This window comes from Nocardiopsis sp. CNZ308 (genome assembly GCF_004217075.1).
Genome location: NZ_SHKJ01000001.1, coordinates 6,468,457 through 6,482,764, shown reverse-complemented (window position 1 = coordinate 6,482,764; position 14,308 = coordinate 6,468,457). Strand labels below are relative to the sequence as shown.

Annotated in this window: 12 protein-coding genes; 4 read left to right on the top strand and 8 right to left on the bottom strand. The window is 75.5% G+C overall.

The genetic code is table 11. The annotated features are described in order from the left end of the window. Positions 1–70: 70 nt before the first annotated feature. The 3 genes from EV372_RS27935 to EV372_RS27925 form a co-directional block, all read right to left on the bottom strand. The gene (locus tag EV372_RS27935) at positions 71–1,225 is read right to left on the bottom strand and encodes an AAA family ATPase (protein ID WP_130398521.1); all 1,155 of its coding nucleotides are present in this window, start codon (positions 1,223–1,225) and stop codon (positions 71–73) included. Then, positions 1,209–1,994, bottom strand: a complete 786-nt coding sequence (locus tag EV372_RS27930; protein ID WP_130398520.1) for an RNA ligase family protein — start codon at positions 1,992–1,994, stop codon at positions 1,209–1,211. The genes EV372_RS27935 and EV372_RS27930 overlap by 17 nt, the downstream gene beginning before the upstream one ends. Before the next feature lie 171 nt (positions 1,995–2,165). Next, positions 2,166–3,485 (bottom strand): DUF2786 domain-containing protein, encoded by a 1,320-nt coding sequence (locus tag EV372_RS27925; RefSeq protein WP_130398519.1) that lies wholly within the window; start codon positions 3,483–3,485, stop codon positions 2,166–2,168. A 351-nt stretch (positions 3,486–3,836) separates the two neighbouring features. Between EV372_RS27925 and EV372_RS27920 the strand changes: the two genes are divergently transcribed. Further along, positions 3,837–5,345 carry a cytochrome P450 family protein gene (locus EV372_RS27920; protein ID WP_130398518.1) on the top strand — a complete coding sequence of 503 codons (1,509 nt, stop codon included), beginning with the start codon at positions 3,837–3,839 and terminating at the stop codon, positions 5,343–5,345. Between the two features lie 87 nt (positions 5,346–5,432). Here the strand turns inward: EV372_RS27920 and EV372_RS27915 are convergent, their stop codons facing one another. The 4 genes from EV372_RS27915 to EV372_RS27900 form a co-directional block, all read right to left on the bottom strand. Next, positions 5,433–6,653 carry an alpha/beta hydrolase family protein gene (locus EV372_RS27915; RefSeq protein ID WP_253793854.1) on the bottom strand — a complete coding sequence of 407 codons (1,221 nt, stop codon included), beginning with the start codon at positions 6,651–6,653 and terminating at the stop codon, positions 5,433–5,435. A gap of 240 nt (positions 6,654–6,893) precedes the next feature. Further along, entirely contained in the window at positions 6,894–7,535 is a 642-nt protein-coding gene (locus EV372_RS27910; RefSeq protein ID WP_130398516.1) for an LUD domain-containing protein, read from the bottom strand. Next, a complete protein-coding gene (locus tag EV372_RS27905) occupies positions 7,532–8,959 on the bottom strand; it encodes a lactate utilization protein B (RefSeq protein ID WP_130398515.1) in 1,428 nt (475 codons plus the stop codon). Before EV372_RS27905 ends, EV372_RS27910 begins: the two co-directional genes overlap by 4 nt. Next, positions 8,956–9,696 (bottom strand): (Fe-S)-binding protein, encoded by a 741-nt coding sequence (locus tag EV372_RS27900; RefSeq protein WP_130398514.1) that lies wholly within the window; start codon positions 9,694–9,696, stop codon positions 8,956–8,958. The genes EV372_RS27905 and EV372_RS27900 overlap by 4 nt, the downstream gene beginning before the upstream one ends. A 318-nt stretch (positions 9,697–10,014) precedes the next feature. Here EV372_RS27900 and EV372_RS27895 point away from each other — a divergent pair, with 318 nt between their 5' ends. Continuing rightward, positions 10,015–10,722: an FCD domain-containing protein gene (locus EV372_RS27895; protein WP_130398513.1), complete on the top strand. Its 708-nt coding sequence runs from the start codon at positions 10,015–10,017 to the stop codon at positions 10,720–10,722. 74 nt (positions 10,723–10,796) lie between these two features. On the opposite strand, the gene EV372_RS27890 is transcribed toward EV372_RS27895, so the two are convergent. Then, entirely contained in the window at positions 10,797–11,126 is a 330-nt protein-coding gene (locus EV372_RS27890) for a hypothetical protein (RefSeq protein WP_130398512.1), read from the bottom strand. A 162-nt stretch (positions 11,127–11,288) separates the two neighbouring features. Between EV372_RS27890 and EV372_RS27885 the strand changes: the two genes are divergently transcribed. Together EV372_RS27885 and pgi are read left to right on the top strand one after the other, a co-directional pair. Then, on the top strand, positions 11,289–12,137 hold the full coding sequence (locus tag EV372_RS27885) for an ion transporter (protein WP_130398511.1): 849 nt from the start codon (positions 11,289–11,291) through the stop codon (positions 12,135–12,137). A gap of 184 nt (positions 12,138–12,321) precedes the next feature. Continuing rightward, positions 12,322–14,028, top strand: coding sequence for a glucose-6-phosphate isomerase (gene pgi, locus EV372_RS27880; protein WP_130398510.1), 1,707 nt, complete (start codon positions 12,322–12,324; stop codon positions 14,026–14,028). The last annotated feature ends 280 nt before the right edge of the window (positions 14,029–14,308 follow it).

Below are 14,308 nucleotides of genomic sequence, written 5' to 3'. Positions count from 1 at the left end.
GGACCGGCGCAGGCGGTCCGGGGACGGAGGAGACCCCGACCGGTCCCCGGCCCCCTGGTCCGGCGGCGCCTCAGGCGCTGGTCCACCGCAGGAGCCGGTGCGCCTCGGTCGGGTCCGGGCACTCCCAGCGCCGTACCAGGCGCTCCACGGCGGCGGCCGGGACCGGCGCCCGCCTGCGGTCCAGGCGGGCCCGCAGCACCCGGGGCGGGGCCTCGACCGAGACGATCTCCACGCGCGCCCGGTAGGCGGCCGCCAGATCCACGCACTGGTCGCGCAGCGAGCGCGAGACGTTGGTGGCGTTCCACACGAACGACCGCCCCGCGCGCAGGTGCTCGCGGGCGCGCGCGTGCGCGGCCGCGGCCACCGGCCGCTGGTCGGCGGTCGGGCGCACGCCCAGCTCGGCGCGCAGCGCGTCCAGGCTCACCACCGGCACTCCCGGCCGCTCGCGCGCGATCCAGGTGTCCTTGCCCGAACCCGGCAGCCCCGACATGACGGTCACCGTCATCCGGGTGTCGTCGTGGGCGGCGTAGTCCGGGTCGCGGTCGGGCTTGCGGAAGAACCAGAACCGGGCGTGGTCGGAGGGGAACCCCCTCGGCCGGTCCAGGCACCGCAGTTCCCGGCAGTACTCGCCGTACAGCCCGATGTTCTCCAGGACCTCCGCGGTGTCGCCGCAGCGGCGGCCCAGGATGTCGGCGGTGGCCAGGAGCACCAGGTCGTCGTTGCGCGCCACCAGGCTCACCCGGAACGCGATGCGGCGCAGGTCCGGGCGCTCCAGCGCCCAGAACGGCACCTGGTGGTGGCGCACCAGGGCCGCCACGTGCTCGCGCCAGCGCACCGCCTCCAGCGGCGAGGCGGCCGCCCCGGGTTCGGCCGCGGCCTCCCACAGCAGCCGGCGCGCCAGGAGGTCCCCGCGCCGCGAGTGGCCGTGCGCGGTCACCCTGCCGTCCTCCTCCCGGCGGGTGCACAGCGGTTTGGCGACGTCGTGCAGCAGCACGGCGGCGAACAACCGCTCCCGCTCCGCGGCGGGGCGGGACCGCCACGCGGGCAGCTCGGACAGCGCCTCGCACGCCATGCGGGTGTGCGTCTCCACGTCCCCCTCTGCGTGGTGCACCGGATCCTGTTCCACCCCGGCCAGGCCGCGCACCCAGGGGAGGGCCTCGCGCACCCGCGCCCAGTCCAGGCCCCAGCGCGGCGGCGCCGGGCACAGCTCAGCGAACACCCGCATAGAGCACCTCCGGATCGGCCAGCCCGTTCGCGATCAGCGGCCGGTCCAGCCAGTGCGTCCCCGAGTCCAGGACGGCGGAGGTGAACCCCGGGCGCACCCACTTGTACCGGTCCACCGTGCGGTCGCCCTCCTCGACCTTGACGTAGAGCCCCTCCATGAGGTCGGAGCCGTCGCTCTCGGCCAGGGCGCGGCCGGGGTCGGCGCCCGCCGCCCCCGCCGCCTCGGCCAGGGCCCCGCGCCAGCCGGGGGTGCGGCAGGTGGAGGGGCCCACCAGGCGGGTCAGGTCCGCCAACCGCTCCAGCGGACCGGTGCGCAGCACGGGCACCGACACCACCGGGGCGCCCTCCAGCAGCTCCCGGCGGCGCGGCGTGGACAGGAACACGTCCTCGCGGGTGTCGAGGACGTCGAACTCGCAGAACAGGTGCGGCAGCGCGTCGTAGAACACGGTGTGCTTGGCGTACAGCCACTCCCCGTACAGCACGTACCGCTCGCCCAGGCGCGGACGCAGCAGCGGAGCCACCGTCGCCGCCCAGGCCTTGAACGGGGCGAAGTGCCGCTCGCGGGGGCCGCCGGTGAGGTAGTGGCCCCGGCTCTGGAGGCGCAGCTCCCCGCCGGGGCCGAAACTGATCCCGGCGTTGGCGCCGTCCAGCTTCTCCTCCACCACCACGTGGCGTCCGGCCAGCGCGGAGAAGGGCACGGCCGCCAGGTCGTGGTCGCCCGTCTGGAGACGGGAGCCCCGGATGTGCCGGGTCCGCGGGTACTTGCGCATGGCCACGGTTGTACCGGTTCGTCCGGTCGGGCGGCCACCGGTTTTCGCCGCGCCGGCCGTGCTGAGGGGCCGGTCCTCCCGTGCCGGTCGCACCGTCCCACCGGCCGCCTCGGCCGCTCCGCCGCCCGGTCCGCCCGAGGGCGCCGGCCCCCCGGCGGTGCCGCGGCGGGCTCAGCTGTCCGCGACGCGGCGGTGCGCGCCCAGGGACGCGGCGTCGGCCGCCGCCAGGCCCTCGTACCAGCCGTCCTCGCTGGCGGGCCCGCGCACCCGCGAGTAGGTCAGCTCGCCGAAGGCCTCGGCCACGGCCGCCTCCACCTCGCGCTCGCGCGCGGCGAACACCGGAACCAGGTCCGTCCCGGTCTCGGCCGCGGCGGCCTCCTCGGCGGAGCGCGCCGACTCCACCAGCCGCTCGCCCACCCGCACCGAGAACGCGGACATGAACGAGGCGCGAAAGGCCCTGCCCGCCGCCCTGCCGGACCGGTCGCGCACCGAACCGCTGGCCCGCATCGCCGTCTCGGCCTGCACCAGCAGCGACGTGAACATCAGGTCCACCGCCTCCACGTCGCCCGGGAAGCCCATCACCGTGCACAGCCCCAGTTCCCGGTCCCACACGGCCCGGCAGTGGTTGGCCTCGGCGACCTCGTGCAGCAGCACCGCCTTGTGCTCGTCGTAGGGCGCGTCCACCGGAAGCCGCCGCCCCGAGGCGGCCTCCGACGCCCGCCCGGGTTCCTCGGCCAGCAGGGCGCGGTCGATGCTGTGCCGGGCCATCAGCTCCTGCGCGCGGGCGCTCAGCGCCTCCGCCTCGCTGGGGAACTCCGTGGACTCGGCCTTGGCCAGCAGCGCGCGCACGCGGGCCAGCTTGCCCTGGTCCACCGCCTCCGGGGTCCGCGCGGAGCCCTCGGGCCGCGGACGGAACGCCCCCGGCGGCGGGCACAGCCGGTGCAGCGGCGGCAGCACGCGCAGCGCGGCCAGCAGCCGCAGCGCCGTCTCCACCGCCTCGAAGCGCAGCAGCCCGTGCTCGGCGCCCACGTGCGCCAGGTAGTCCCCGCCGCCCCAGGCCGGAGCGGCGCCCAGTTCGCGCACCTGCGCGGTCCAGCGCGGGTCCACCGTGTCGGGGGAGTGGCGGTCGAGGTCGGCCGTCACCGCGTCGGCGCACACCGCCGCCGCCACCGGGTCCAGTACGCGGCCCGCCTGGCGGACCGTCTCGGCGGGCTGCCACCCGCGCGCCCACGCCGAGGCCACCCCCGCCAGGAGGGCGTCGCGGACGGCGCGGTCCGCCGCCCCGGCCCGCGCCGGGTCCTCGGCGTCGGCCAGCCGCGCGGCGGCCAGGTCCACGCCGCCGCCCTCCCGGCCGAGCACCAGCGCGTCGACCGCCTCCGAGACGACCTGCTCGGGGGAGTCCCCGGGCGCGGGACCGGCCCAGGGCTGGGCGCCCTGCCCGGCCGTGCGGCGGTCCCCGCCGCGCTGTCGCCCGCGGCCCTTCTTGCCCACGTGGTCCTCCGTTCGGCGCTGGTGTGCGACCAGCAGGCCATCCTACCGACCGGCGGGTCCGCGGCGGGCGGGCGCGAACCCCGCGGGACGGTGGCGGGGGACACTCCCCGGCGTAGGGGAGTGCGCCGCCGCCGGTGCCGGAGCGGGGCGTCCCGGCCGGGGGAGGAAGGGGCGTGAACGTCACCGGTGCGCCGACACCTGCTCCTCTGGGCGCCGTGACGGGTAATCCCGCCTTGGCCCTCCGTGGCACCGGGTGCCCCGTCCGGAAAGGCGGAGCTTTCCTGTCCGAAGCACGGCGGAAACACGGGGCGCGTACCGTCGCCTCGCATCCGCAGCCACTGAGGAGTCTCCATGCGCCAGGGAACCGGGACCGACGGCCGCGACGACCCCCCGTCAGCCGGGTCCGGCGGCGCCCGCTGCCCGGTCGCCCTCCCCCCGCACGGGGACACCGGCGCCGACACGCCCTGGGACGCGCTGCGCGACCGCCACGGCGGCCTGGTCCCGGTCGAGGTGGGTCCGGGCGTGCCGGGATGGCTCCTGCTCGGCTACCGGGAGAACCTCCAGGCGCTGCGCGACCACACCCTCTTCTCCGCCGACCCGCGCCCGTGGGGCGCCGAGGACGCCGCGCCCGCCCGCGGCGCCGCCCTGGCCCGCGACGGCGAGGAGCACCGGCGGCTGCGCGCGGCCCTCGTCGACACCCTGGCCGGAGTGGACACGCCCCGTCTGGTCCCCGTCGTCGAACGCGCCGCCGTGCACCTGCTCGGCCGGGTCGCGGCCGACGGCGCCGCCGACCTCATCGGCGGGTTCGCCGCCCCGCTGCCCGCCCTGGTCCTCAACGAACTCTTCGGACTGCCCGACGCCTACGGCCGCCTGCTGGCCGACCTGGCCCCGCGGCTGTGGAGCGGCGAACCCGACCGGGCCGGTCCCGCCGCCGCCGCGGTCCGCTCCTACTTCGCGGGCCTGGTCGCGCGCAAGCGCGCCGACCCCGGACAGGACATGGCCAGCTGGCTGCTCGCCCACCCCGCCGGGCTCACCGACGACGAGGCGGCGGGGGCGCTGACGCTGCTGTGGGAGTCCGGGCACGAGCCCACCACCCACCTGATCGGCAACGCCCTGCTCCGGCTGCTGGAGGACCCGGGCGTGTGGACCGCCTACCTGGGCGGCACCCTCACCCCCGAGGACTTCATCGACTACGTGATGTGGACCGACTCCCCGATCCGCGTGCTCGCCGGGCGCTACCCGGTCGCCGACCTGCGCTTCTCCGGGGCCCGCGTCCGCAGGGGCGAGCCGCTGCTGCTGGGCCTGGCCTCCGCGCACACCGACCCGTCGGTGGCCCGCGGCGACGACGCGATGGCCCGGGCGGGCGACCGCTCCCACCTGTCCTGGGGCGCGGGCGCGCACCGCTGCCCCGCCACCGGCCTCACCCGCGAGCTGGCGCGCACCGCCATCGACACCGCCGTGGACCGGCTGCGCGGCATGGTCCTGGCCGTCGAGCCCGAGGAGCTGCGCTGGCGCGCGTCCGTGGCCGTGCACGGTCTGGAGGAGCTGCCGGTGCGGTTCACCCCCACCGGGGAGCGCGTTCAGCCCGACGAGCCGGTGCGCGAGCGCGCCCCGGCCCCGGTGACGCGGCGCCTGCGCAGGAAGCGCGGGCCCGCCCCGCGCGGGGCGCGCTACCAGGCGCCCCTGGCGGGGGAGGACGGCGAGCGGGCACGGGAGGAGCGGCCCGCGCCCGCTCCCGCCCCGCGGTCCCGCGGGGTCGCGCGCGGCGCCGGGGCCCGCTACCAGGCGCCGTTCGCGACGGAACGCGCCGACCCCGACGCCCTGGAGCGGTTGCTGGCGGCCTGGCGGTCGCGGGACTGACCGGCCGCGCGGGCGACTGCGGGCGTTCGGGCACGCGCGCACCGCCGCGACCGGTCGCGGCGGCACCGGCGGCCCGTCCCGCGTCGGCTACCCCTCGTCGGGGTCGACCACGACCAGTTCGGGGTGGAAGGCCCCGGGGTCCTCCAGCAGGGGCTGGTCCCCGCCGCGCAGGTGGTGGTCGAAGAACGCCAGGCTGTAGGTGCGCACCAGCTCCAGGCCGCGCTCGACGCCGACGTCGCCGTACAGGTTCCGCCACTGCTCGGGCGTGAAGAGCCCGGTCAGGCCGAGCTGCTCCACCAGCACGCCCCGGTCGATGCTGTTGGAGTGCCCCGAGCCCTCCACGCGGATCCACTGCCGCCACCCCTCCAGGCGCGGCCACATCTGCTCGACGCCGTCCCAGGAGTTGCCCTGGCCGTTCTCGATCAGCGCCAGCGGCTTGTCCAGCCCCTCCTCCACCGCGGGCGGGTAGTAGGGGCCGTCCAGGTTGATCCCGGCGTCCACCCGCTCCTCGGTCCGGAGCGTCTCGGCGGTGGCCGTGCCGCCCCAGGAGTGCCCGGCCATCCCGACCCGGGAGGCGTCGATGACCCGCGACCACCGCCACGCGGGGTCGGGGCCGGTGAGCCGGTCCAGGAGGAAGGAGACGTCCTCGGCCCGGTTGGTCGCGCCCAGGGCCCACTCGCCGCTCTGGCACCCGGTGCACTCGGTGATCAGCCCGTCGGGGAACTCCACGGGCGCGGCCTCGTGGGCGTGGTCCACCCCGGCCACCACGAAGCCGTGGCTGGCCAGCTCCTCGGCCAGCGAGGACAGCTCGATCCGGTTGTGCCCCGCGCCGGGGGACAGGACCACCAGGGGGAACCCGTCGCGGGTGCGCGCGGGCGGCACGTCCAGGCGGGAGGAGGTGCGCACCCCGCTGTGCATGAGGTCGGCGGGCAGGTCCAGCCCCAGCCCCGCGATCATGGCCGCGGACTCGGCCCCGGTCATGTACGGCGCGGGTCGGCCCGCGTCCGCCCGCGCCGGGTACCACAGGGTGACCATCAGCTGGCGGGGCCCGCCCGCCCACACGTCCTCGCGCTCCCCGTCCACCAGGTGCAGGGTCGTCCTGCCCACCGGGTGGTCCCCGGTGGGTTCGGGCAGGGCGGCTCGGAGGGTGTCGGCGGAGGCGGCGCCGGAAGGCCCGGTGTCGGCCGCGGCCGTTCCGGACGCGGCCAGGGAGAGCGGCAGCGCCAGCGCGGCGGCCGTGGCGAGCGCGGTACCGGACCGGAGCGCGCGGACGGAGGTGGAGGGTGAGGGGCCTGGTGTGGGGGGCATGGTGTCCCGTCGTTCGGTGCCGTCGTGGTCACCGCCCACGCTAGGAAGGCGGCCCGGGCGGCGCCATCGGGGCCTCCACCCCCTTCCCCCGGGTGTGCCCCGGAGGAGGGGGGTGGGGGCAGCCCTACCTCGCGGCGCCCCACCAGCGGGTTCGGGAAGAGAGGACACGCCACCGCCCACGGGCCGGTTCCCACCGGGGCGGGGGGAGGGCGGTCCCCCCGCGCCCCGCCCCCGGCGGGTTCAGAGGGCTGGGTCCACCAGCAGCACCTCCAGCGTGCGCGGACCGTGCACCCCCTCCACCCGGTTCAGCTCGATGTCGCTGGTCGCCGAGGGACCGCTGATCCAGGTGAGCGGGCGCGACGGGTCCAGGAGCCGGACCGCCTGCGGCACCCCGTCCACCACCTGCTCGGCGCGCACCACGCACAGGTGGTAGTCCGGCACCAGGGTGACGGCCCGGCGCCCCTGGCCCGGCCCGCCGTCCAGGACGATCGTGCCGGTCTCGGCGACGGCCACCGCGCAGCCGGTGACCACGCCGTCCACGCCGGTGAGGTCGGCGACCGCCAGCGGTTCCTCACGCGAGTCGGGCAGCCGCTCGGCGGAGGCGTGCGCGAACCACTCCGGCGGCGCGTCCGCGGGGACGACCACCCGCCGCGCACCCCGGCGCTCCAGCGCGGCGGCCACCTCGGCGGCCACGCGGTCGGCGCCCACCCGGCGCACCAGCGCGCGGTAGTCCAGCAGCCGGTCCTCCAACACCTCCAGCGAGGGGCCCGCGCCGTGGCTGTCGGCGTAGCCGCGCCCCGCCTCCCGCACCGGCGACTCGTCGGCGGGCACGTCGGCCAGCGCCCTCCTGACCCTGGCCAGGATCCGCTCGCGGCTGCTCATCGGCCCTCCCCCTCGCGCCTGCCCCACCACTGGCGGAAGGACTCGGCCGGGACGTCGGGCACGTCCCTGGTGTCGGTCCAGGCCCCCGCCGGGCCCGGCAGGTGGCGCGGGACCGCGCGGCGCCCCAGCCCCGCCGCCCGCTGGACCGCGCCCAGCGTCCGCGGGGAGGACAGCACCGCCTCGGCGCCCGCCATGAGCGCCTTCTCCCCGGCGTGCCCGGAGCGCTCCACGACCTCCTCGCGCAGGTGCACCAGCACCTCGGGGATGTCGATGGCCACCGGGCACACCTCGTAGCAGGCCCCGCACAGCGAGGACGCGTAGGGCAGCGCCTCGTCCACCGGCGAGGACATCCCCCGCAGCTGGGGGGTGAGGATCGCGCCGATCGGGCCCGGGTAGACCGAGCCGTAGGAGTGCCCGCCGGCGCGCTCGTAGACCGGGCAGGTGTTCAGGCACGCCGAGCAGCGGATGCAGCGCAGCGCCTGGCGGCCCACGGTGTCGGCCAGCACGTCGGTGCGGCCGTTGTCCAGCAGCACCAGGTGGAACTCCTGGGGGCCGTCGCCCGGCGTCACCCCGGTCCAGGTGGAGGTGTAGGGGTTCATCCGCTCGCCGGTGGAGGAACGGGGCAGCAGCTGGAGGAACACCTCCAGGTCCGACCAGGTCGGCACGATCTTCTCGATGCCGACCACGGAGATCAGCGTCTGGGGCAGGGTCAGGCACATGCGCCCGTTGCCCTCCGACTCCAGCACCACGAGCGTGCCGCTGTCGGCCACCGCGAAGTTGGCCCCCGAGATCGCGGTGCGGGTGCGCAGGAAGCGTTCGCGCAGGTGCACGCGGGCCGCCTCGGCCAGCGCCCGGGGGTCGTCGGTCAGGCCCCGGGGCGCGGGCACGCCCCACTCGGCCATCTGCTCCAGGAAGATCTCGCGGATCTGGGCGCGGCCCAGGTGGATGGCGGGCACCAGGATGTGCGAGGGCAGGTCCTCGCCCAGCTGCACGATCAGCTCGGCCAGGTCGGTCTCGTAGGCGGTGATCCCGGCGGCGGCGAGGGCGTCGTTGAGTTCGATCTCCTGGGTGGCCATCGACTTGACCTTGACCACGTCGGTCTCGCCGGTGTCCCGGACCAGCCGGGTGACGATCTCGTTGGCCTCGGCCGCGTCGGAGGCCCAGTGCACCCGTCCGCCCGCCCGGTGGACGGACTCCTCCAGCTGTTCCAGGTAGTGGTCCAGGTGGCGCAGGGTGTGCTCCTTGACCGCGGCGCCCTCCGCCCGCAGGCGCTGCCAGTCCTCGTGCAGCTCGTCCACGACGGAGGCGCGCTTGTCGCGGATGGTGTGCGTGGCCTTGCGCAGGTTGTGCCGCAGCCGGGCGTCGTTGACCGCGCCCGCGGCGGCCTCGGGAAAGGGCGGGATGCCCAGGAACGTCGCGCTCATCGGGATGCGCCCTCCTTCTCGGTGCTGGCCAGGATCTCGGCCAGGTGCGCCACCCTCATCCCCGACCGCTGCCGGGACAGGGTGCCGCCGATGTGCATCAGGCAGGAGTTGTCCACCGCGCACAGCACCTCGGCACCGGTCTCCACGGCGTGGCGGGCCTTGTCCGCGCCCATGGCCGAGGACACGTCGCCGTTCTTGACCGCGAAGGTGCCGCCGAAGCCGCAGCACTCGGTGGCCCCGGGCAGTTCCACCAGCTCCAGGCCGCGCACGGCGCGCAGCAGCCGGTAGGGGCGGTCGCCCAGGCCGAGCATGCGCAGCCCGTGGCATGTGGGGTGGTAGGCCACCTTGTGCGGGTAGTAGGCGCCCACGTCCGTCACGCCGAGTACGTCCACCAGGAACTCGGTGAGGTCGTACACGCGCGGGGCGAGGTCGGCCACCTTGCGCGACAGGCGGCTTCCGCTCGCGCCCAGCCGCGGGTAGTTGTCGCGGACCATGGCCGCGCAGGAGGCGGAGGGGACCACGACGGCGTCGGCGCCCTCGAAGGTGCGTACGAAGCGCACGGCCAGACGGCTCGCCGAACGCCGGTAGCCGGTGTTGTAGTGCATCTGCCCGCAGCAGGTCTGGCCCTCGGGGAAGACCACCTCGTGCCCCAGGCGCTCCAGGAGGCGCACGACCGCCCGCCCGGTGTCGGGGAACAGTGTGTCGTTGACGCAGGTGATGAACAGCGCGATCCGCATGTGCCTCCTTCGTGCCCCGCTGACCGGCGCGCGCGTGCGGATCCGCCGGGACGGACCACGCGGTGCGCTGCCATGGCGGAACTGCTCGCCACGAGCCTGGGGTGGTCGGACCACTTTCGCACGCCGATAAGCATGTGGGCAAGAAGAAGGGCGAAAAGGGTGATGCCGGGCGAGGCGGTGGAGAATTGGTATGATCTCTTGGAGAGGGCGGTGGCGTGGGTCACGCGAGCACCCGGCCCCGATCTTGACCCCGACCCCGGCTCCGTCGGGCCGTCGGACGGACGACCCGGACCACCGGACGGACTGGAGGGATTTCCCGTGAGCGAACCCGACGCCGGGCGCACCACCGTCACCCGGCGCGCCGCCGACCGGATCAAGGCGATGATCGCCGACGGGCAGGTCGGACCGGGGGAGCGCCTGCCCACCGAACGCGACCTGTCCGCGCAGCTCGGGGTGTCCCGCAGCTCCATGCGCGAGGCCATCCGCTCCCTGACCACGCTCGGCGTCCTGGAGTCCCGCCACGGCGCGGGCGTCTACGTCACCGCGCTGCGCCCCGCCGACCTGCTGGAGACCTTCTCCGTCCTGGCCGAGGTCTCCCAGGGGCACACCCTCCTGGAGGTCCTCCAGGTGCGGCGCATGCTCGAACCCGCCGCCACCGCCCTGGCCGCCGCGCGCGCCAGCGCCGAGGACCTCGACCGCATCGGCGCCCTGCTGGAGCGGATCGGGGGCGGGGACGACGCCCTCCGCGCCGACACCGTCGCCGCCGACCTGGGCTTCCACCAGGCCATCGTGGCCAGCACCGGCAACGCCACCCTGGCCGCGGTCAACGACGGCCTGTCCTCGCGCACCTTCCACGCCCGCGTGTGGGCGGGGCACCGGGAGGCCGGGCTCACCGCCAAGCTGCGCGAGGACCACCTGCGCATCCACGAGGCCCTGATGGCACGCGACCCCGACGCCGCCCGGGCCGCCGCGACCGTGCACGTCCTGCGCGTGGAGCGCTGGCTCAGCGCGGAACTGGCCGACTGAGCGCACCGCGCCGCCGTTTCACCGCGCCGCCTTTTCGCGGCGTCGCCGCGCCACCGCTCCTCGGCCCGGCCGGGTCACCTGCCGCGGTCGCGGATCCTGTCGGCGAACTCCTCGGCCCGCAGCAGCCGCGCCAGGTCCTCGCGCCGGGCGGTCGGCGGGCGCTCCCCGGCGGTCTCGGGCGCCTGTTCGGGGATCTCCTGGCCCAGCTCCGCGTCGATGCCCAGGACGTCGTGGTCCTCGATCTCCTCGATCCGGTGGCCCTCCGGGAAGTACCGCAGGAAGTCGGCCACCGCGGAGTCCTGGTCCGCGGCTCCCACGTCCGTGTCCGCGTCCACGTCGTCGTCGTAGCCGGGGTCCCGGGCCCCCGTGTCGAACTCGTCGAAGCCCTCGGTTGACTCTGTCACCGGCGTCCCCCTCACGCTCGGTTCCTCACTCCGATCATGCCCGCTCCGGCCGGAGGACGCCAGGGGCTGAGGCGGGGGGAGAGGCGGGTGTGAAACCGGGCGAGGTGACGCACGGTAGGCTTCTGCCGCGCTGTCCGATATGTGAACGGAGCCCCCTCTGTCGTGCGCGAGCGCGTTCGAGTCATCGTCGACGCCCCCTGGTTCCAGGCCTGCGTCATCACCCTCATCCTCGTCAACGCCGTCATCCTCGGCGCGGAGACCTCACCCCGGGTGACGGACTCCTACGGCCGCCTCCTCCGTGCCGTCGACCTGACCATCCTCGCCCTGTTCGTCCTGGAACTGGGGATGCGGATGTACGCCCACCGGCGGGAGTTCTTCCGCGACCCCTGGAGCTGGTTCGACCTGGTGATCGTCGGCATCGCGCTGCTGCCCGCCTCCGGCCCCTTCTCGGTGCTGCGGGTCCTGCGCGTGCTGCGGGTGCTGCGCCTGCTGTCGGTCATCCCGACGCTGCGCCACGTCGTCACCGGCCTGTTCCGGGCCCTGCCCGGCATGATGTCCATCCTGTTCCTGGTGATGCTGCTGCTGTACGTGTCGGCGGTCATGGCCACCGAACTCTTCGCCGACGTCTCGCCGCAGTACTTCGCCGACCTGCCCTCGTCGCTGTTCACCCTGTTCCAGATCGCCACCGCGGACGGCTGGGGCACCATCGCCAAGGACGTGATGGAGCACAAGCCGATGGCGTGGGTGTTCTTCGTGGTCTTCGTGCTGGTGTCCACGCTGGTGGCGCTCAACTTGTTCATCGCCGTGGCCGTGGAGGCCCTGGAGAAGGACGACGAGGAGAACGGCGGCGCTGTCGGGGGCGGCGGCTCCGCGGGCCGGACGGGCGGGGGCCCCGACGACGGCGGCCCCGACGGGGGGCAGGCCGTGATCCTGGCCGAGCTGCGGGCGCTGCGCGCGGAGGTGGCCGTGCTGCGGCGGGAGCGCGAGGAGGAGGCCAGCGGCCTGCGCTGAGCGGCGTGCCCGAACCGGTGCCGCGCCGCGCGCGAAAGTCCGCGACGGGGCCTGTGGACAACCCCCGCGGGGCCGGTCTTTCGTGGGAGGCTTGGGGTCGCAAGCACAGCCGCGCACCGGGGCGGCGCGCGGACCGAGCACCCGCGCCGTGCCGCCGGAGCGCCGACCGACGAGGAGCCGCCGGATGTCTGCCAGTACACCTCTCCCGCGCGCTGAGGACACCGGAGAACGCGCCCGCCCGGGCGTTCCCCTGGACCAGCGGGACGAGTGGACCGCGCTGCGCGAGCACCACCGGCGGTGGGGCTCCACCGACCTTCGCGGGCTGTTCGCCGACGACCCCGGCCGGGCCGAACGGTACACGCTCGACGTCGGCGACCTGCACGTGGACTACTCCAAGAACCTCGTCACCGACGAGACCCTGCGCCTGCTCGCCGACCTGGCCGGGGCCACCCGGGTCGCCGACCTGCGCGACGCCATGCTGGGCGGCGAGCACGTCAACCTCACCGAGGACCGGGCCGTTCTGCACACGGCCCTGCGCGCGCCGCGCGGGCAGGTGGTCACCACCGACGGCCGCGACGTCGTCCCCGAGGTCCAGGAGGTCCTGGACCGGATGGCGGAGTTCGCCGACCGGATCCGCGCCCGGGAGTGGCTCGGCCACACCGGCCAGCCGGTGCGCCGGGTCGTCAACATCGGCATCGGCGGCTCCGACCTGGGGCCCGCCATGGCCTACGAGGCCCTGCGCCCCTACACCGACCGCGGACTGGAGTTCCGGTTCGTCTCCAACGTGGACGGCACCGACCTGCACGAGGCGCTCGTGGACGCCGACCCGGCCACGACGCTGTTCGTGGTCGCCTCCAAGACCTTCACCACGGTCGAGACCATCACCAACGCCACCGAGGCCCGCACCTGGCTGCTGGACGGGCTGGGCCTCAGGGGCGACGACGACGGCGCCATCGCCAGGCACTTCGCCGCCGTCTCCACCAACGGCGAGGAGGTGGCGAAGTTCGGCATCGACACCCGCAACATGTTCGGGTTCTGGGACTGGGTGGGCGGCCGCTACTCCTACGACTCCGCCATCGGCCTGTCCCTGATGGTGGCGGTGGGCCCCGAGCGGTTCCGGGAGATGCTCGCCGGGTTCCACCTGATGGACACCCACTTCGCGACGGCCCCCGTCGAGCGCAACCTGCCCTTCCTGCTGGGCCTGCTCGGCGTGTGGTACGGCAACTTCCACGGCGCCCAGACCCACGCGGTGCTGCCCTACAGCCACCACATGTCCAAGTTCCCCGCCTACCTCCAGCAGCTCGACATGGAGTCCAACGGCAAGTCGGTGCAGCGCGACGGGCGCCCCGTCCACTGGCAGACCGGCCCGGTGGTGTGGGGTACCCCGGGCACCAACGGCCAGCACGCCTACTTCCAGCTGCTGCACCAGGGCACCCGGTTCGTGCCCGCCGACCTCATCGGCTTCGCCAACCCGGCCCCCGACCTGCCCGAGCACCTGGTGCCCCAGCACGACCTGCTCATGGCCAACCTGTTCGCCCAGGGGCAGGCGCTGGCCTTCGGCCGCACCGCGGAGGAGGTCGCCGCCGAGGGCGTGTCCGCCGACCTGGTCCCGCACCGGACCTTCGAGGGCGACCGGCCCACGACGACCATCCTCGCCGACCGGCTCAGCCCGTCGGTGCTCGGGCAGCTGGTCGCCCTCTACGAGCACAAGGTGTTCGTCCAGGGCGCGGTGTGGAACATCAACTCCTTCGACCAGTGGGGCGTGCAGCTGGGCAAGGTGCTGGCCAAGCGGGTCGAGCCCGCCCTCACCGAGGGCGCCGACGTGTCCGGTCTGGACGCCTCCACCACCTCCCTGGTGCGGCGCTACCGCTCCATGCGCGGCAGGGGCTGACCACGGCGGCGGCGGTGTGACCGGCGGATCGCGCCGGTCGCACCGCCACCGGGCCCGCTCCAGCGTGTGCGCGGCACCGGTCGGACGGCGAGGTCGCCGACCGGGACCCCGCCGTGGACATGCTGGGTGATCCCGGTCAGGCCGCCCACACCCTGGTCGGGCTCCTCCCCGACGGCGCCCGCGCCGCGGCCTGACCCCTCGCCCCGCCCGTTCCGGAGGAGCCCTGTGTCCCTCCGGGACGGGCGAGGCCGGTGATCCGCCCGCCAGGGCCGACGCACCC